The 19372-nt window shown below is 36.9% G+C and carries 12 protein-coding genes; 2 read left to right on the top strand and 10 right to left on the bottom strand.

Features of this window, described 5'->3' with window-relative positions:
* Nucleotides 1-36 precede the first annotated feature (36 nt).
* From VIO64_RS03165 to VIO64_RS03210, 10 genes are all read right to left on the bottom strand, one after another.
* Nucleotides 37-552: an adenine phosphoribosyltransferase gene (locus tag VIO64_RS03165; protein ID WP_331915069.1), complete on the bottom strand. Its 516-nt coding sequence runs from the start codon at nucleotides 550-552 to the stop codon at nucleotides 37-39.
* A gap of 29 nt (nucleotides 553-581) precedes the next feature.
* A complete protein-coding gene (recJ, locus tag VIO64_RS03170; protein WP_331915071.1) occupies nucleotides 582-3068 on the bottom strand; it encodes a single-stranded-DNA-specific exonuclease RecJ in 2487 nt (828 codons plus the stop codon).
* 215 nt (nucleotides 3069-3283) lie between these two features.
* Nucleotides 3284-4177: an AmmeMemoRadiSam system protein B gene (gene amrB, locus VIO64_RS03175; protein WP_331915073.1), complete on the bottom strand. Its 894-nt coding sequence runs from the start codon at nucleotides 4175-4177 to the stop codon at nucleotides 3284-3286.
* A gap of 7 nt (nucleotides 4178-4184) precedes the next feature.
* A complete protein-coding gene (locus tag VIO64_RS03180) occupies nucleotides 4185-9149 on the bottom strand; it encodes an Ig-like domain-containing alpha-2-macroglobulin family protein (protein WP_331915075.1) in 4965 nt (1654 codons plus the stop codon).
* A 179-nt stretch (nucleotides 9150-9328) separates the two neighbouring features.
* Entirely contained in the window at nucleotides 9329-10060 is a 732-nt protein-coding gene (locus tag VIO64_RS03185; RefSeq protein WP_331915077.1) for a class I SAM-dependent methyltransferase, read from the bottom strand.
* A 44-nt stretch (nucleotides 10061-10104) separates the two neighbouring features.
* Complete coding sequence (locus VIO64_RS03190; protein WP_331915079.1) at nucleotides 10105-10590, bottom strand: HD domain-containing protein; 486 nt, start codon at nucleotides 10588-10590, stop codon at nucleotides 10105-10107.
* A gap of 58 nt (nucleotides 10591-10648) precedes the next feature.
* The gene (locus tag VIO64_RS03195) at nucleotides 10649-11104 is read right to left on the bottom strand and encodes a hypothetical protein (RefSeq protein WP_331915081.1); all 456 of its coding nucleotides are present in this window, start codon (nucleotides 11102-11104) and stop codon (nucleotides 10649-10651) included.
* A gap of 215 nt (nucleotides 11105-11319) precedes the next feature.
* A complete protein-coding gene (locus VIO64_RS03200; protein WP_331915083.1) occupies nucleotides 11320-12708 on the bottom strand; it encodes a SpoVR family protein in 1389 nt (462 codons plus the stop codon).
* A 13-nt stretch (nucleotides 12709-12721) separates the two neighbouring features.
* A complete protein-coding gene (gene yhbH, locus VIO64_RS03205; protein WP_331915085.1) occupies nucleotides 12722-13981 on the bottom strand; it encodes a sporulation protein YhbH in 1260 nt (419 codons plus the stop codon).
* A 35-nt stretch (nucleotides 13982-14016) separates the two neighbouring features.
* Entirely contained in the window at nucleotides 14017-15945 is a 1929-nt protein-coding gene (locus VIO64_RS03210; RefSeq protein WP_331915087.1) for a PrkA family serine protein kinase, read from the bottom strand.
* Between the two features lie 626 nt (nucleotides 15946-16571).
* Between VIO64_RS03210 and VIO64_RS03215 the strand changes: the two genes are divergently transcribed.
* On the top strand, nucleotides 16572-18290 hold the full coding sequence (locus VIO64_RS03215; protein ID WP_331915089.1) for a hypothetical protein: 1719 nt from the start codon (nucleotides 16572-16574) through the stop codon (nucleotides 18288-18290).
* A 61-nt stretch (nucleotides 18291-18351) separates the two neighbouring features.
* A complete protein-coding gene (locus VIO64_RS03220; protein WP_331915091.1) occupies nucleotides 18352-19299 on the top strand; it encodes a hypothetical protein in 948 nt (315 codons plus the stop codon).
* Nucleotides 19300-19372: the final 73 nt, after the last annotated feature.

Raw genomic sequence — 19372 nt, forward strand, 5'->3', positions numbered from 1 at the left:
GGACCTACTCCCCTCCAAATACATACTTTATGTAAATTAGAATGTTATAACAGAATCAACATTATAGCCCTCAATCTTTTTACGCCCTTCCAAAAATGAAAGCTCAATAAAGAATAATATTCCTACAACTTTTCCGCCCAGCTTTTCTACAAGGTCTATGTTGGATTTTGTTGTCCCGCCCGTAGCTAAAAGATCATCCACTATAACTACCCTTTGTCCTTCACTAATGGCGTCCTCATGAATTTCAAGTATATCTACCCCATACTCCAGCTGATATTCAACACTTATAGTCTTATATGGAAGTTTTCCTTTTTTCCTGATAGGTATAAACCCCTTGTTTTCTAAAATCGCAAGTGGTGAACCGAAAATAAACCCTCTGGACTCCGGTCCCACAAAAAGATCAAAATCACCGAACCCCTTAAGTTTCTCTTGCATTTGTGTTAAAGCATCCTTAAAACTTTCTGCGTCCTGCAAAACCGTAGTAATATCGATAAAATCAATCCCTTCCTTGGGAAAATCCATTACATGCCTAAGCTTTGACTTTAAATCCATTGGTTCTGCCCCCCTAAAAATTAATTTGATTATTTTATATTTATTTGATTATTGTATACTTGAAGTTTTCTATATAAGCCCGAATTATCAAGGCTGGTCTTTTCTTTTATATTATTATTGAAGACAATGGATACGTGGTAATCGTTTTTATATTCTATCTTTAATAAGTTTAATTCATCAAGAATCTCAATGCTTTTCTTTAATTTAAATATATTCATGCTGATTTTATAATTTAATGCAATCTTCCTTGCTAAGACCAAAATATTGGCAAACAGTATATTGTTAGTGCAGTGTGATCTTATGAACTTATAAACTGCCTCTATGTCCTGCCTTTTTAATACAATATCTACAGCAAGTTCGTCACTCTTTGCCAGAATAAAAATGCATTCGGCAGCATAAGCCTTTATTCTGTTATAGATCATCTCCATGTATCCGGGGACGGTCCATGCCCCGTAAAACACCACCCTACCCCTGCCTAATTTATCTATATGTTCTATATCGGGATTAATTATAAGCGTTGTCCCGGTGTTGTCTTGATCATTAAAACAAGTATAACAGATATTCAATTTCTTTTTAATACACCCCTGTAAATTTTCATGCAATATTTTTATTTTCTTAGCACTTTCCAAGGAATTGACAAGAAATGTAGTATTTTTGTCATCATTTATCAGATAATTTATTCTATTATCAATTTGTTCCAAGTTTTGAAAAACGGTGTCATCTGATTGATTGCTTGAGTAATCACTACCGACATTTTCAATTGTATAATCCACACACTTCTCCAAGCTGCTAAAATATTTTTGTTCCATCACAATCTCTTTGGAATACCTTATATCCTTTAATACAAGTTGTGCCTTATCCATAGAGTTCCAGGTATTTTTATCAAGAGAACATACCACATCTACAAAGTCTTCATTTGCCAGATTTTTTATAAGGTTCCCCATATTAAAGCCTATGGCGTCAACAGTCAGCCCTTGATCCTCAAAAACTGCCTTGAGATGTTTATTGTTTCCCACAGCTCTTAGATCAGCTATCCTAATATTCTCATACAGGAATACTGGGTTTGGATTTCCTACACCAAAGGGTGACATCATTTCAATTTCCGAGATGCTTTTTAGATTTATTTCATTTTTTGAAAGCCGAACGTCTATATTTATCTTTGGTACCAGTTCTTCTTCTTTCATATTATTATCGGCAAAAGTATTTAACAATTTATTAAATTCCTCAAGGTTTTCCTCTTTGAGAGTGAGCCCTGCAGCCATCTCATGGCCTCCGTAATTATCCAGCAGACTTTCACAAGTACTAAGTGCCATAAACATATTAAGTCCTTCTATACTTCTTCCGGAGCCCTTACATACTCCATTTTCACAGGATAAAATAATGCATGGCTTATAATACCTTTCGGTCACCTTTGATGCAACAATACCGATAACACCATGGTGCCAGCCTTCCCCGCTAATCACCATGACTTTTTTATTTTTCAAGTTAGCATCCGATTCAATTTTATTCAATACCTCATCTATAATACCTGACTCTATATCTTGTCTTGCCTTGTTTTCACGATCTAAAAGACCTGCAATATCTGATGCAATTTCCCTGTCCCTGGTGGTAAAAAGCGTTACTGCCCTTTTTGCATCACCAATCCTGCCAGCGGCATTAATCCTTGGTGCAATTACAAAGGCAACCATCCATGTGGTTATATTTTCATTTTTCTTATTACAAAGTTTAAGTAATTCCATCAGACCGATATTTGTAGTATTTTTCATTATCTTAAAGCCATTACTTACTATAACCCTGTTTTCCTCAACAAGAGGCACCACATCAGCAATTGTCCCGATTGTTACCAGATCCAGATATTTATAATGGATATCCCCCAGCTCAAGCCTTTTACAAAGTGCGGCCACAAGCTTATAGGCAATACCTACACCACACAGTTCTTTAAATGGATATGTGCAATCCTGTCTTTTGGGGTTTATAACTGCAAAAGCATCAGGAATCTCTTCCCTGCATTCATGGTGATCCGTTATTATTACGTCAATTCCCTTACTATTAATATATTCTACCTCTTTTATTGCAGATACCCCGCAATCAACTGTTATTACAAGGGGGCATCCAGATTTTGCAATAGTTTCAGCCGTATCAAGGGTTATTCCATAGCCGTCATTTATTCTGTCGGGTATAAAAAAATCCAAACTGGCACCTAAACTGCTTAAAAAATTATACAAAACCGATGTGCTCGTTACTCCGTCCACGTCATAGTCACCATAGATCAATATCCTCTCACTGTCTTGTACAGCCTTTAATATTCTGTCAACAGCTTTGTCCATGTCCTTCATCAAAAAAGGATCATGGAGAGTTTCTTTAGAAGGATTCAGAAAGTTCTTTATATAATCCTTGTCCCTTATTCCCCTGCTTAGGAAAACCTTTGCTAGAAGTGTTGAAATCTGTGTTTCCTGGGATAGCTCTAAAACAGCTGCATCTTCTACATCGTTACAAACCCACTTTTTATCAAACATTCCAAGTCCACCTATGCACCACAATTTATTAGACATAACAAAATCATGAAATGATTTTGCAACCTTGGTCGTTGTCGTGAGAAATTGTGGTGCAGTATGAACCATAATTTCCTAGACATAACAAAATTACCTCACACTACTTAAAGTGTGAAGTAATATCTTATCCCAATTATAATGTATTTAATTTAAAGATGCAATAAAAGCCTCAACACTGGTTATTTCTTCCTTTGATAAACTGCGGTGAAATAACTTGTCGTTGAATCGCTATATGTTTTTGCTATCCTCGCAGAGTTATCATGACCCAAAAGTACCAGCTCACTTGTTCCTATTCCCTTCATAATTGTAAGAAAAGTCATTATTGACGGTGGTGAGTCCATATTGTCGTTGGTCATTTTGCTTATGGCTTCAATATCCCATCCCTTTATTGCTTTTAAAGTTATTTCATCCATTAGATCAGCCTTTTGTGGCGTAAGATAGTGGGAGAAATCCACTGATGCAATGACCAGTGTTTTCTTTTGGCTAATCACACTATTTAGGTTTCGTCCCAGTTCTATTGAGTTTTTCAGCCCATAATTGCCATGGAGCAGTATTGGTACAATTTTAACATCAGGTAAATAATACTTGATATATGGCACAATCGAGGAAATAGAATGTTCCTCCTCTAAAAGCCTGGGTTTATTATCCGCCAGCTTTAAATCAGTCAGGCTTTTTGTCATCTCATAATCGCATTCCAAAATACCAAAGGGCGTAGACCAGTTTTCCATAGCTGTGTTGACCGGCTTAGCCCCTTCTCTTTTATGATTCGGTGCAATAACCACAACGCACTCATAGCTTTCTTTGGAAACCTTTTTAAAAAATGAGGCAATAAGATCGCACGCCAGAAGATGGTGGGGGACAATGCCTCCGGCAATATCCCCATCATAAGCCTCTACCTTATTTGCGACCCTTATGGATTGCATAAATTCTACTTCATTGTAATACCTGCACCTGATTAAATCCTTTGTTAATCGCTCATCAGTTTTTTTACTGTTTTGACCGCATGCAACAAGGCCTACAGATAAGAAAATCGCTATTAAACTAACGTATATACATCGAAAATAGTTATTCATAATATCTTTACCTTGTTATTTTGACTTTTATCATATCGGAAATACCTGCTGCACTGCTTCCATAATGCTTTATAAATGCGTTATCTGCAGTAAATTCTCCGGTAGAAACCGCTCTTGCAAAGTACTTGATTTCCTTTGGCTTATCTTTATTGTTTTTGCTGTAATAAATGGTAAAAATAACCTTCTGCCCTGCTATTTCATCAGGATAGTACCTGTTCTCCACATATTCCTTGCCGTCAACATATCTTAATCCACAAGGGAGTACGTCGGTTATTTCATAATAGCCATCCGGTGCGGCCTTTGAAAACTCAGGCTTTATGGTGATAGAAACCACATCGGATTGCTTAAAGGAATTGGTATTTTTTCCGTTGTACTTTCTGTTAAGTTTGACAAGTTTGTTTTCATTGGTAATTGAGTCTTTTATAGGTCCCTTGAAGATTGATGTTACAGCTATATCACCATCTATGTTGGTAAACTTTATGCTTGAAAGGCTTTTTGCCGTTACTTGGATACTGTATTTATCAGCCTTTATAATCTCTACATTCTTTTCCTTACCATCAAGCTCATAGGTAAATCTACCGATTTTTTGAGTGTCAGGTACAGTGCCCATTGCATAATTGATTCTTTCAAGGTTTGATATAATATCCCTTCCAGGATTTTGTGATATATATTTATGAAGTCCTTCCTTATCAGGCAGATCAAGCTTAAGTGCTGCTAAAGAACATAACGCTGTAGCCTCAATTATATCATCTTTATTTGTTCCAACATCCATATATGCAAGGGGATGAATGTTTTTAAGTTTTCTGTCAGTCACCTTCATATACTCCTCCCTGGCCGACTTTATATCACCCAGCTCGGCCATTGCAAGGCATAAGTATATCCTATCTTTATAAGTTAAACCTTTTGAAGCAAGTAGGTTTTTAGCATCATATAGAACAGGCTCATTTAAGGATGCCAATCCATAGAAAGCCGCCGCCACGTCTGTTGCAGTTGATTCCTTATCCTCTATAATACTATAGAAATACAATTTGAGGCTGCTTATATCAAATTCATCCTTTGAAACGGCACATATTTGGGCTGATAGCTGAGGATCTGAGCTATCATACTTAAGCAGTGCTATTCCTCCGCTATCCAACTGGTATTTAGAAAAATCAAAATCATCCTGCCAGGTATCTACCTGGAAGTATTTCTTTAACAAATCCTGTGAAAGCTTCCTGGAAAGCTTCTGATCAACCCGCTCTCCCCAGCTGCACTGCATTTCCCATAGGGTATCTGAGAACTCGGATATTTGGGCATTGTAAAATTCAAGTGTTGTGAGGGTATTACCTCCTCCAAGCTTAAGACTCTCGGTAAGTTTGTAAGTTTTGAATTGCTGTGCTTCCAAAATATTGGTAACAACCGAAAAATCCTTCCTGACTGCATCACTGAAACCTTTGCATTTTACATTTACAGTTACGGAGTACTGCCCCTCTTTAAGGCTTCCAAGAGAAAGAGTGGTAAACAGGTTTACCTTTCCCTTTTTATTAAATTCCTTTTGTAGACCCTTATTATCCTTCAATGTAATGTTATATTCTACTTCATCCCCGCTTTTTACTTCTGTTCCAAAAGACCTTAGTGTTATTTCAGGGCTATCATTTTCCATAAAAACCTTATTGAATATAATATCTGCAAAGAAAGGCAGCTTGACATTTACATTGGTCTTGCCGTTTCCAGCTTTTAGGTCCTCCGATATTCCCTGGTAGGTAATTCGCCATGAGGTAAGGTTGTCAGGCAATTTGAAGCCTGCTTTTGCTTTACCGTCAGCTCCCACTTTGATAGTATCAAAGTAAGCATTATCCCTAAAGTCAAAACGGACAGCCTTGTCTCCTCCTTCGCCGCCCTCAGCCCCACCAAATCTGTTAAGGTCTATAGGCTGATATGAGAAATAATTTGCATCCTCACCTTCTGATACATTTTTAGAATATATGGATAACAGTGTATTTACATACTGGTCTTGAATTGCAAAAAACGCCTCGTCTACAACGCTTATATTTATATCCGCAGAGCAAGGATTTCCAGATTCATCCTTAACTTCGATATCCAGGCTTGCTGTATCCCCCGGCTTATAATCGGTCTTATCTGGAGTTATATTTATTTTTAATTCCTTTTCCGAATAATCATATAATATGTTATTACTGCCTGCATTATAAACATTCTTGCCGTCGAAGTATACGGCTTTCACATATACATTGGGTATCTTATTCTTATCCATCTCAAAGGAATACCTGAAGTCCTCCGATATACCATACCCTGCCAACCCCTTCTTCTGAGCCACGAACAACACCCTTGAACCCGGCTTTTGCTGAAGGCTCTCACCGCCGTATTTAACCTCTAAAGTAGCCTTTTCACCCATCTTGTATGAGCTTTTGCCCTCTTCACTTATTAATGAATATGTCTTAAATTGTGAATTATATATATGGTAATAGTTATTGATGTATACCGTTTCCTCTATTTGCCTTCCCTTGCTGTCGGCCCCTTCAACCTTTACGTAATAAACCCTGTAATCCTTTTGGTCGTTTTCCATCGGAATGCTAAACTCATATGTGCCGTTGGATGTGGTGAAACTTTCTACCTTTACAATATTTTCAACTTCGTTGTACTCATACTTTTTCTCAACCCTTTTGTTGATAAAATCATAATAATCTCCAACTACCTTTGCCTCCCAATGCCTTTCGTAGACCTTTGCCTTTAAAGCCGTATCTATAGGTTTTCCCTTATAATGATTTTCTTCAATGTATTCCGAATCGGCAAGCTTTTTGGCTTTATCAATATCTATAAGGCTTGTTTCAACCTTGATTTTAGCTGTATTATCCGATACTTCCGACTTTACCTCTACCATAGTATCCCTTGGAAACACTGTTGCATAGCCTGAAGAACTTATTGTTGCTTCCTCTGACTGATTGTTGCTCACATACAGGCTTATTGTTGTGGGTCTCCATGACTTATCTTCATAGAGTGCTTCCGGAAGGAAGCTTAAACTGCTATGGCCATCATCTCCACATTTGACAGTTCCAGTCATATTCTTATTGACTCTTGAATCATAGTCAAGCTTTAATCCGGGAACGGGAGATCCCTCAAAAAAGCTGGCCTGAATATTAAAATTTACCTTTTCCCATGCTGCTGCAACTTTCTTATCCGGTTCAACATTTATTCTGTATGCCGGCTTTGTGTACTCCTTTACTTCAAAGGAGCTTTCAATAATGGTCCTTTTTCCGATTTTGAGCATAATGGAATAGTTACCCTGTGCAAGATTGTCAAGTGTGATGTCATCTTTTATAAGCCCTGAAGCAGGCAGCTTGATTTCCTTTGTTTGAAGGCCCGGGAGATCATTTTCCTCAAAGTATGAGTAATCGTACCTATAAAGAACCAACTCAGCCTTTTCCGGCATTGCTTTTGCATCTCTAGGCCTAATCATTCCCCATAACCTGACTGTGTCATTAGGCAGATACATTCCTCTGTCCAGATACATATAAGTCCAGTACATATCGTTTACAGGTTCTTCACCCGATGCGTCCATATACCAGTTGGTCTTGGTAACATAAGCAAAGAATGTAGGTCTGTTATTAGTATTAATTTTAAAGATTAAGTACCCTTTATCCTCAGGAATATCAACCTTGTCATTTATAAACGCAAGACCATCCTTACCTGAAACAGCTTTTTGCTTTTCGCCTGCAGTAATGGCTGCACCCTCTAATGGCTTGCCGGTAATGGAGTCATTTAGCCAAACCAGTGTTTTATCCCTGCACACCGAAATATAAGCCGATATATCACTTACCTGTATCAGCGTTCTAAATACTTTATTACCATACTTTATCCTTATAAGGTACTGGCCTTCGGAAAGTTTTGATGGGAAGCTTATATAGCTATAATAATAGTCATCATTTGTGCTTTCCAGCTTGGAAGTAAATGACGAAGTTTTTTGGTGCTTGATGGAATCCAAAGCACTATTATTTGTGTCCCTAACAGCCCAATAAGGCTGACTGTTCATGATTTCAACAGCCTTCAGAAAGTCATTATCTTCCTGAAACCTTAAAACATCTATTGATACATTATTGTCCTTTTTCTGATCGTATGTATTAACCTGAAGTACAGGGACAACATCCGAAGCAAAGTTATATATAGCCTGTGAGAACCATAACCCGGCCTCAGATTGATTATTGGAATTCTGAGGACTATTTGTCTGGAATTTAAAAACATAATCCTTTTCCAGCTTATCTACTCCGTCTTTAAGTCCTAATCCCTTCCTTAAGGTAACTGTGTAAATCTCTCCAGGTTGAAGCTTCTCCGGCACAAACACTGCTACCTTTTTATGGTATTGAAAACGTCCCTTAACCTTTGGGCTTATTTCAAAATAATTGTCAATGTCATTAAAATTCTCATGGCTCATTGTAAACTCAATACCGGTGTTGGTTTCCACATTGGTAGCTTTATCCCTTGGCAGAGTTCTAATAACCCTAAAGGTCTTTTTAGTCTGAAACGCCCATGAATAGTTGTTCGGCTTTGGAGGCTCAATCGTTCCTGCCTGCTGCCCCTGTGAAGCCTCAAACTTATACACACTGTTTGGAGTAAGCGGCTCTTCTGCGTTAACATTGAATGTTGTCGCAGAAAGCTTCTTTACAGCAAGCGACACCTTTGGGGTTATCTTTAAAGCCTTTTTAATAAAGCTCTCATCACATTCCTTGTCACAAGTAACTTTAAAGCCCGAATTGACTTCAATCCCCGTACCGTCAAAGCTAAGTGGTTCAATATCGGTTATCTTTATTGTCTTTTCCGCTTCTGTAAATGTTGTACTTAATGAAGTCTTTTCCTTGTTGTCGGAATTGAAAAACAGTCTGTTAACCCCAAATGCTGCTACTGCTATAAAAAGTATTACTGCAATGCTTATGACAGTTACTGCCGATTTATTGCTTTTAAGTAGATTTTTAATGTTCATCAAATTCCCTCCTATGAAATTTCATATACTGACCAATAATATTAATTCTTAATACCCTAATATAAGAGCTCAAAACGTGCCTATAAATCTATAATACTACATTTATTTACTTAAGAATTTACAAAATAGTTAAGGTCAGTTGGAGGTATGATTTGCAGTTTTTAAAAAGCTGACATACTTTATATCAAAGCATGTAATACCATCATAAAAGAATTATCCTTATCATAGCTGCTTCCATTAAAGTCACCAAAAAACTCAATATTTTTAAAGCCTGCATCTATAAGCATTTTCTTTGTATCCTCATATAAAAGCGGATAAAGAGGTATTTCATTTTCATAGTTTTCATCATTTACCGATAAAACAGTTTTGAAATAAACCCGGTTTTTCTCTTCATCATACCCATAAAGCCGCTCAAAGGTCAAACCGATGTCCTCATTATATATTGTGGGTAATGATCTTATTCCTTTAGAAATTACCCTGTCATAATTAATCACCTGAACAATTAAACTTCCGCCTTCAGATATAAGGCCTTTAGCATTATTAAAAAATTCATTTATTTGATCCAGATTATCCAAGTGCACCACTGAATTCCCGATGCAGAATACAGCTTCAAATTTTTTACCGTTAAAATTGTCCTTTAAATCAAGCATATCTGCATTCAAAAAATCTATTTTTACATTTAAACTTTTTGCTTTAGATCTCAAGCCTTCAATCATGCTGCTGTCTATATCAACTGCAGTTACATCATAACCATGCTTGATCAGTCCAAAGGAATAGCCACCTGTGCCGCATGCCACATCGAGTACGGATTTTGGAGGATTACCAATAGTCCTCCTTAAAAACTCCACAGTCTCCTTTGAAATAGGAAAGATATAATCGTAATACTTTGAGATTTCTTCATAAAAAGCCATATCACATGCCTCCTTCATAAATATCTTTATTTAATCTTAAGTGTTTAGATGTTATAGATAGTTTCTAAAATCTTATTGCCGGTTTTTGTTTTAAAGTACTTTTCTTTGATAGATTTAATTGATTGATTATCAAAAGAATCCTCCTCAATATTTACAATAAAATCTGCTTCAATAAGAATCTGAAAATCTATTCCTTCGATTTTATTGTAGCTATGATGATTTCCTATTAAATAGCAAACCCTATCAATAACAGTCTTTTCTATCCCCATTTCCCTAAGCATGCACTCCGCGATAGGAGGCCCCTCGATCTCCTGATACCTTCCTGCGGACGAGTTGTATTTTCTTTCAGCCTCTTTTATCCCTATATCGTGTAAAATCGCTGCCAGCTCTATAACTTTTTCGTTTTCTATAGAAACAGCTTCATTTCCAGCTATAGTCTTTGCAAAACCATAAACTTTTATTGCATGATTTATTCTTTTAACATCTTGCTCATAATAATTTATTAAACAGCTTAGCACTTTTGAAACCATATAATTTCCTGCCTCCTTATAAGCTACTCGAAACACCAAAACATTCAATATAAAAATTCTATAAATACTTTATGCTTCTATATTTTAAGATATCAAACCATTTATTTGCAAATGCAGCAAGCTTGTCTCTTTCCATCAGAGAAAAGGATGCGAAATGCACTTTAAAGTCTTCAAAATCTTCATCTGAGTTTAATCTAATTCCATACCCCATCATGTTTACAGAGGGTGTTTCATCATACTCATATTCATCAATACGTACAATATCGCATAGCCTTCCTTCTCTTATTTTTCCCACTAACTTAAAATGCAAATCTATTATATTAAAGGTTCCAGGAAACTCATATGTATCACCATTGATCGGGAGTAACTTACCAATTTTAAATGTACCTGCGTTTTTAGGAATAGGTTTTACTATGCTCTCGGAAATTATGAAATAGTACTCGTCAAAACAAGCTGTAATCATTTCTATATTACCCTTTATCAACTTGCTTATTACCTGTTTTTTTTCACTCATGTCCGTATCCTCCCACCATTTATTAATCAATAGTATTAGCCTGTATAAAAATTATAAATCCATTACCATTAATGTGCGGTATCCCGGGATACAAAATTCCCTAGACAGAACAAAATTACGAAGTGATTTTGCAACATTAGTCGTTGTTGTGTGAAATTGTGGTATAGCATGCACCGCAATTTCTTAGACATATAAAAAACGCCATATGGCGTTTTTTATACATTGGTTAGTGAAATTTTTTTATGTTCATCGCACATTATCATTTTCCGTTTATCGTCAAGTGTGGTAAGGAGCACTACCTTGCCGTCCCATAAATCCTCAACATGCTTCAATGTTTCATAGGCATAGTTTAATTCCAGCTCTCTGCCATCATAAAAGTGCTCTAATACAAGTGTGTTATCCTTCTGGACATATTCCAACACTTTAATAACCGGTATTCCCGCCATACCCACTGAACTTGCCAAAGTGTCCCTTATTTTCTTCCAGCCTTCTTCATCGGCCACCTCGGAAATTATATATTCATTGCCCTTTTTTCCATATTCAAAAAGATTCATCTCCTGGCATAGCTCATAATTTAAATATCGCCTTAAGAAGGACTGGTCTCTTTCCACTTCCCTTATTTCAAATATCTTTCGTGGATTGTCCGGATAATTGTTCTTGATGTATTCGAAAATCTTAAAGCCTACATAATACGGATTAATCTGCCCCAAATGTGGCCTTATTACCTGGTTGTGCCTTTTTAGGAACTCAAAATGCAGCCCCTGGGAAAGCTCCAGCTTATTAAGTATGGTATAATGCCAGAAGCTGGCCCACCCCTCATTCATTATCTTTGTCTCAATCTGAGGTACAAAATAGGAGGTTTCATACCGCACAATGTCAATAAGGTCACGCTCCCAGGAATTAAGCTTTCCATATCTGGATACAAACCAAAGTAAATCCTCCTCCGGCTCTAACGGTATCTTCCTAAAATCCGGTATATCTTCAGGCTGGGTCTGCTTCGGCTCTAAGAGGGGATATTCGCTCTTAGGCTTTTGATACCTTTCTAAAAGCTCTTTCCTCTTCTCCTCCTCACTTAGTCGCTTTACTCCTATTACTCTGGAACACTGGAATTTCAAAGCATGGGCAGCGTTTAAAATCTTCTCAACCTTTGTATAACCGATGCCGGGGTCTGCAATATACTCTCTGATTCTGTCTGCATGGTTTTTAAAAGTCTCAATTGTTAAGTCTGCTTTGGTACCATCTCTGAAAAGCCTGTTGTTCTTAAAAAAGTCGTTATGCCCGTATACATGGGCTATAGTGAGTATCTGAAGGAGCAGCGTATTGTCCTTCATGAGGTAAGCCAGACATGGGTTTGAATTTATAACCATCTCATAGGGTAAGCCTGTGAGATTATATTTATGCAATGTTTTTATTCTCTCATAGGATTTTCCATAACTCCAGTGTGGGTAGTGGGAAGGCATACCGACATATGCTTCATATCCTATCATATCTTCATAACTGCAAATCTCAAATTCCTGTTCATAGTAATCAAGACCTACAGCTTTTGCTATTTCTTCTATTCGTTCATTCCAAGCTATCAGTTCACTTATTGTATAGTCAGACATATTGGTCCCTCCCTCAATTGGAGTCATCCTTTTCAAGCAGCTTCTTTAGTCCGGGCAGCACATCTTCCTTTTTTGTCATAGTTACTATGGAAAAATTTTTATGCTTTACACCCTTTTGATACTCACTCTTTATTGTGCTAATTGAGGAATAATACCCGGGCACAATCTCTCCATATCCAAAAAGATTGCAAACCTCACATAGTTTGTTCGCATATTCTACTGCTTTTATATTATCCTCAACCCAGTTATCCCCGTCACTGCAATGGAATGCATATATGTTCCAGCTCGAAGGGTTATATCTTTGCTCTATGATTTCCAGTGCTTTTTCATAGCCGCTGCTTATATAGGTACCACCCGACTCGCCCTTATGGAAAAATTCGTTTTCACTTACTTCCTTAGCGACGGTGGTGTGGGCTACAAACGCCACCTCAACATTAGCATATTTTAGCCTTATAAATTGGTAAAGCAAAAAGTAGAAGCTTCTAGCAAGGTATTTTTTTGACTGATCCATAGATCCCGAAACGTCCATAATGCATATTACAACTGCGTTGTAATCCTTTTTATGCTCTTCCCTAACTCTCCAGTACCTTAAATCGTCCTCAATAAAGGGGAACCGTTTTTTCACGCCGGAGTCATTTTGATCAATCTCATTATCTATATCTTCATCCTCATCAATATAATCATGAATATTATCTTCCACATCACTAGAGCATGTTTTATCACCCATTTCCCTTATGGTTCTTTCATACCCCTGCTTACGTTTAATCTTTTCAATAATAGACCGTTTTTTTGCAAGCCTCGGTGGAATTCCCTTTCTTTGAAAACCTGAACGTTTGGAATATTTGATAGAATCAAGCTCTCCAATTCTTTTACGGTCAAGGTCAGGCAGGTTTAGATCATCAAAAAGGTAGCTTATAAGCTCATCTATGGTAATTTCTGTCTCATAGTAATCCTCACCTTCCTGATTGCCAGCTTGACCAGAACCATTCCCCTGACCTTGACCCTTGTCTTCACCTACTATATCCCCCCTCTTTTCATTACCTGTTCCGCTTCCGGTTCCCGAAGAATTTTTTCCATAAATGAACTGGTATTCCTTTATACTTTTTATGGGGATTTTAATTTTTTTGTCTTTTCTCTGACCTATAATACTTTCCTCTGCTATAATATTTCCAATATTCTTCTTAATAGAGTCCTCAACCAATTGACGATGCCTCCGCCTGTCTTCTGCCGCTCTATCTTTGCCGCTGCTGCTGAACTCCTTGAAAATAGCCATTTTAATCACCTCACCAGGTAATTTCTAGGAAACCTCTAGTCCTTCCACAAATTGTTTGCTGCATATTTTAATATTACATTGCAACAGTTACCGCAATAACCATTCTTCTTCATCTCTTCAACCATAGCATTGTACTTTTCGCTTTGCTCCTGATCCCTAACCTTGGCCATGGTTACAACCCTGCTCAACTCTCTAACAGATGCGGTAAGCTTCTTCTCAATGGCTTCCTTCAATGGCTCATAGCTGTTATAATCAAGCTTTCCTCCGTTTCTTAATACAAAGAACATATATGCGGTAACATCAGCCCTAAAGCCCTTCGCTGCCGAGTCTGTGATTCCTATCTGCTCCTCAATGGATCTTAAGAACTTTTCATCGGGCTCCAATTCCTCACCTGTGTTACGATCCTTTATCTTCGTCTTGTTAACATATGCCTCTGCATGGTCAAGGTAGTTGTTAAAGAGGCTTTCTGCCTGTTCTCTGTATCCATGAATAAATGCCTTGGTTATTTCCTTTTCAAGTATTTTATTATACTCTTTTCTGATGGTGTCCTGTATGAAAGCAAGGTATCTTGATTTGTCATCATCTGATATTGCAAGCTCCTTAACAGCTTTAACAAGTGTTTCCATTACAGAAATAGGATTTATACAATCATGCTCCGATTCAGATAAAGCAGTATCAATAGATTTCATGATAAACCTTGTTGAAATACCTGTCATACCTTCCCTTGCTGCTTCTTCATGGAGCTCAAATATGTCAATCTTTCTAGCCATGCCCTTTTCAACAATCTCTTCCCCGTTATATATCTTAAGTTTGGTCATTGGGTCAACCTTTGCTGACGGTGCAAGCCTTGTAAGGATAGCAAACATTGAAGCCACCTCAATGGTATGGGGTGCAATATGGGCTTTGAATCTGCTCTTTTTGAGTATCTTTTCATAAATTTTCTTTTCTTCACTAAGCTCCAGACAATACGGTATTTCAATTTTTACAATTCTATCCAAAATAGCTTCGTTGGTATGATCAGACTTAAACTTGTTCCACTCAGCTTCATTTGAGTGTGCAAGTATTATTCCATCAAAATAAATCATTGAGCCCTTACCAGGTGAAGGTACTGATTTTTCCTGTGTTGCAGTTATCATTGTATGAAGATATTCGGTTTCATTCTTAAAAACTTCTATAAACTCTACTATACCTCTGTTTCCAACGTTAAAAGCTCCATTTAATGATAATACCCTTGGGTCATCCTCAGGATACATGTCAATCTTTGATATATCCACCGATCCAATAAGTACGGATGTGTCTTGATTATTAGGGTCAACAGGAGGTACAACCCCGATTCCTTTTCTTGATCTTATGGAGAAACCTACCGTTTCGACAGGGAACTTCTCATACTCTCCATTGAATTCATTCTTAAGCCTGTATCGGCATATAGGACAGAGGTCTCCTTCTATCTTTACATTCAGTATTTCTTCAAACTGTTTTCTAAGGTGCTTGGGAATCAAATGAAGAGGTTCCTCCCTGATGGGGCAGCCTTTTAGTGCATACACCGGCGGGCTCATTTCAAGGGCCTTTTTTAGTGCTTCCATAAGGGATGACTTACCTGATCCAACAGGACCTACAAGGTACAAAACCTGTCTTGATTCCTCACCTGCCATTGCAGCTGAGTGAAAATATCGTACAAGCTTCATTATAGTCTTATCAATACCAAAGAAATCATCTTCAAAAAACTTATACTTCTTTACAACATCATTACCATAAATCCTTCTTAACCGGGGATTTTCATCTGTTTTGATTATCTCAACTCCAGGGTTTGTTATAATATTATACATTCTTTGGTGAGCCAACATGGAAATGTCCGGATTTTGTTTTAGAATCTCCAGATAATCCAAAAATACGCCTTCAAAAATACCAGTTTTTCTCTCTTCCCTATCCTTTTGAATAATGCTAGAAATATCTACCTTTCCCATAATAATTGCCTCCTTTTAATAGGATGTGTTGGTTCATTAAACATACAAACGCTATTTCAAATTTATCAAATTCAATTATTCCTTACTTAATGACAAAATCGTTTGGGATTTTTGCACTCTTGGTTGTTGTCGTGAAAAACATCAACAAAATTATAAAAGAATAATATGAAGGAACAACTTTTCCTATGCTATTTATATATAACTTATAATATTAATAAAGGTCATTTATATTACCTTTATTGATTAAATATTTCTATGCTTTTTGTCCTAAACACTTATCTATTAAATTTACTTTATATGTACCGGAAAAAGAGAAACTTTAAACAAAATTTTATTTTAGTAATAAATAATCATTGCTAAAGCTACAAGCCAGAATTTGCTTTGATTTAGTCATGATCAAAAAATAACTTCCGCTATAAGTTTCGCTCATGTGTTGACTTAACTCGTCAACACCCGCTCAAAAGCGTAAGTAATTTTTTATTCATGTCTTAATTACTATAATTTTATCATATATACCGAAAAATAACTATATCCAACTTTATAATAAAATCGCATTTTTTACCATTATATAGGTTTTTATTTAATGTTATAATTATCTTGCTATAATTCTCGTTTTATAGAAAGGTATGATTATTATCAAAGCATTAAGACAAAATTTCTATAAATGTTTATATATACTATTGGCTATTACGGCAGGATTATGCCTTTTTCTGGTTTCTTCCGCAATTACTCTTGAAAAGACCATTATGAATTCGGAATTTCACAAGAAGCAAGTTGAAAAGCATAATCTATATTCATATACACAAGATCAAGTAATAGACTCTCTTGGAAACATAAATTTAAATACCAGTTCTGAAACTGACTCGGACCAGTTTTCAAGTATTTTGGGAGCTCTAAAAAAGTCCATTACCCCAGACCTTATAAGACTGAATCTTGAAAGCCTCATAGAAGGAATTTTCCAGTATCTCCATGGCAAAAGCAACTTTCTGCCCGATATAGTTTTAAACACCGATGCTAACCAAAGTAATATTAATATCGGCGAAATGACCGATCACAACCAAAAGTATTCATATGCATTATCAAAAATAAAAAAGGTAAACTTAAGCTTGATACTTCAGTATTTTGACAGGAGTGACATAGCTGACAGCCTGTCAATTTTTAAGCTTTATTTTTACGTTATAAATACAATACCTTTATTTCTTTCCCTATTGGCAGTATTACTTTTAATAACAGCCATAGCCTTTTCAAACAATATAATAAAATTATTAAAGTGGCTTATGCTTCTGTTTATAACTTGGTCAGCATCCTCTTTGACATTTGCACTATTTCTTATCTATAAAAACAGTATAATAGAAAGCAGTATTTATCCTGTGACTTCATCAATACCGCTGCCGAATGATATTACACTGTCCTATGTAGCCGATTGCTTGAAAATTATATGGGAAGTATTTGTGGTACTAGGGTTAGTCATAGGTGTCGTAAGTTTACTATTCTTAATTGCTCTTAAAAGAAAGGCTGCAAACATTATCAAAGATCAGACCTCCTGCAATAAAAACAGGACTATTGGTTCCATTAAATATGGAGTATGCATTTTCATATTTCTGCTAGTAATATCGGTATTAATAAATAAATCATATATAGTTAAAAAGGAATTTTTAGAAAATAATTTTCCGGTTGTTTTAAATAAGCTAAAAAATTACAGTACCGTTACGAAAATCATTCCTGCAAAGGATACTTCAATCTCCATGCTTCTTGTAAAGCTTGTTGACAAAAAAGACAAAACACCTGTTTCGGGTTTAAAGATGCATCTGACAGGCGAAACAGCTGCTGGCGGAGTAAGCAGTGTCGATATCATCTCTGATGAAAATGGTGATGCAAGACATACTTTAGACAAGGGTAAATACAGGCTTAGCTTTGATCAAGACAGTTTTCCCGATTTATACCAACTACCTTCGCCGGTTTTCTTTGAATTGAAGTCTGCCGGAACTACCATAATATCAATCGAGCTTGATAAAGCTCAGGATCTTAACCTGAACAAGTGGGGCATTGCAGAAGTTGAGGTCTTTGATAAAAATAACATACCTGTCCCTGATATCGAGTTGTATGTTGTGGGTAACCTAATGGCACCTGGAAACCCCGATAACTTAATTGCAGTCACAAATTCTGAAGGAATTGCAGTTTTAAGGCTTAATGAAGGAAGCTATAAAATAAGCTTTACAACTGCATCATTCCCACAAAACTACAAAACTCCGCCTTCTATTGACATAAAAGTAATAGCCAACAGTATTGCAAGATATAGTATAAAGCTCTCTGAAAAAAAGGCTGACTCTCCCATGGAACAATAAAATGCCCAATGGAATATCATAAATAATATGCCAAAAGTATCATTATAGGGGAGGAAGAAATATGCCATATTTTGCATACCCATTCTCTAATTCAGGAAACGGAAAGAAAACCGGTAACAAAGCAAACAGCACAATACCTGAGGCACAGGAAATTAAAGAAACTCCTAATACCGAAGCAGTTGAAGAGGCTGTTCAGAATGTAATTGAAGAGCCGCCTTTAGACATAAAAGCACCTTTAGATAACATAATGCCTTCATACGCTGAAATGCCTCTGCCTCCAAATATGCCTGTTAATCCGCAAATGTATTCTAACCCACAAATGTTTACCAACCCACAAATGCCTGTTAATATGCAAATGTGTACCAGCCCGCAAATGCCAATCAATCCGCTGATGCATTCCATGCCTCAGATGCCCATGGTACATAACCCCAATATGCACACGTGTCCATATTTAATGTACACACAAATGATTCCTGAAGTGTATAATACACTTCCTTTTGATACAGCACCTACAGGCGTTCAAAGCGATATCATTCGGCCAGCTGGAGATCCCCCACCTGTTTTAAGCAATAACCCGCCATCTATAAACATAGTAATGTTCAAGGAACTTACAGGTTACCCCAATTATGGTAACCCCAGCAGAAATGCCGATATTCTATATACAGGAAATAGGGGTACTTGGACATTCGAGCTGCCCGGTATTCAACAGCTGCTCCTTAATCAGTCTGCACAGGTAATAATACGTGCAGTACTGGACGACCATAACAACGTGCCCATTAACAGGTATTCTGCCAGAATATCAATAAATGAGAGAGTAGTTCACAACGGCCCGGTACCTTTAGACCACGGTACGCCTGCCGGTTCTATGTTTACCAACTGGAAACCCTTAACCTTCACAATTAACAACATCAGAAGAATGAACAGGATAACAATTGAGAACACTTCAAGGACCGGACCTGAGGACTGGATGGCCTTCGATTGGATAGAAATAAGGCTTATACAGAGATAAAACATATTCTTGGAGCCCTAGGCCTTTAATTATCAATGAAATTATGGTGTCTATCAAGACCTGAAATTTTGCA

The sequence above is a fragment of the Pseudobacteroides sp. genome (assembly GCF_036567765.1).
GTDB lineage: Bacteria > Bacillota > Clostridia > Acetivibrionales > DSM-2933 > Pseudobacteroides.

What these genes read in the sequence shown, in the direction of transcription:
- recJ (WP_331915071.1), bottom strand. Translation starts at nt 3,068, where the DNA reads ATGTTTGATAAAAAGTGGGTTTGTAACGATGTAGAAGATGCAGCTGTT.
- yhbH (WP_331915085.1), bottom strand. Translation starts at nt 13,981, where the DNA reads ATGGCTATTTTCAAGGAGTTCAGCAGCAGCGGCAAAGATAGAGCGGCA.
- amrB (WP_331915073.1), bottom strand. Translation starts at nt 4,177, where the DNA reads ATGAATAACTATTTTCGATGTATATACGTTAGTTTAATAGCGATTTTC.
- VIO64_RS03215 (WP_331915089.1), top strand. Translation starts at nt 16,572, where the DNA reads ATGATTATTATCAAAGCATTAAGACAAAATTTCTATAAATGTTTATAT.
- VIO64_RS03185 (WP_331915077.1), bottom strand. Translation starts at nt 10,060, where the DNA reads ATGGCTTTTTATGAAGAAATCTCAAAGTATTACGATTATATCTTTCCT.
- VIO64_RS03195 (WP_331915081.1), bottom strand. Translation starts at nt 11,104, where the DNA reads ATGAGTGAAAAAAAACAGGTAATAAGCAAGTTGATAAAGGGTAATATA.
- VIO64_RS03200 (WP_331915083.1), bottom strand. Translation starts at nt 12,708, where the DNA reads ATGTCTGACTATACAATAAGTGAACTGATAGCTTGGAATGAACGAATA.
- VIO64_RS03220 (WP_331915091.1), top strand. Translation starts at nt 18,352, where the DNA reads ATGCCATATTTTGCATACCCATTCTCTAATTCAGGAAACGGAAAGAAA.
- VIO64_RS03190 (WP_331915079.1), bottom strand. Translation starts at nt 10,590, where the DNA reads ATGGTTTCAAAAGTGCTAAGCTGTTTAATAAATTATTATGAGCAAGAT.
- VIO64_RS03180 (WP_331915075.1), bottom strand. Translation starts at nt 9,149, where the DNA reads ATGAACATTAAAAATCTACTTAAAAGCAATAAATCGGCAGTAACTGTC.
- VIO64_RS03165 (WP_331915069.1), bottom strand. Translation starts at nt 552, where the DNA reads ATGGATTTAAAGTCAAAGCTTAGGCATGTAATGGATTTTCCCAAGGAA.
- VIO64_RS03210 (WP_331915087.1), bottom strand. Translation starts at nt 15,945, where the DNA reads ATGGGAAAGGTAGATATTTCTAGCATTATTCAAAAGGATAGGGAAGAG.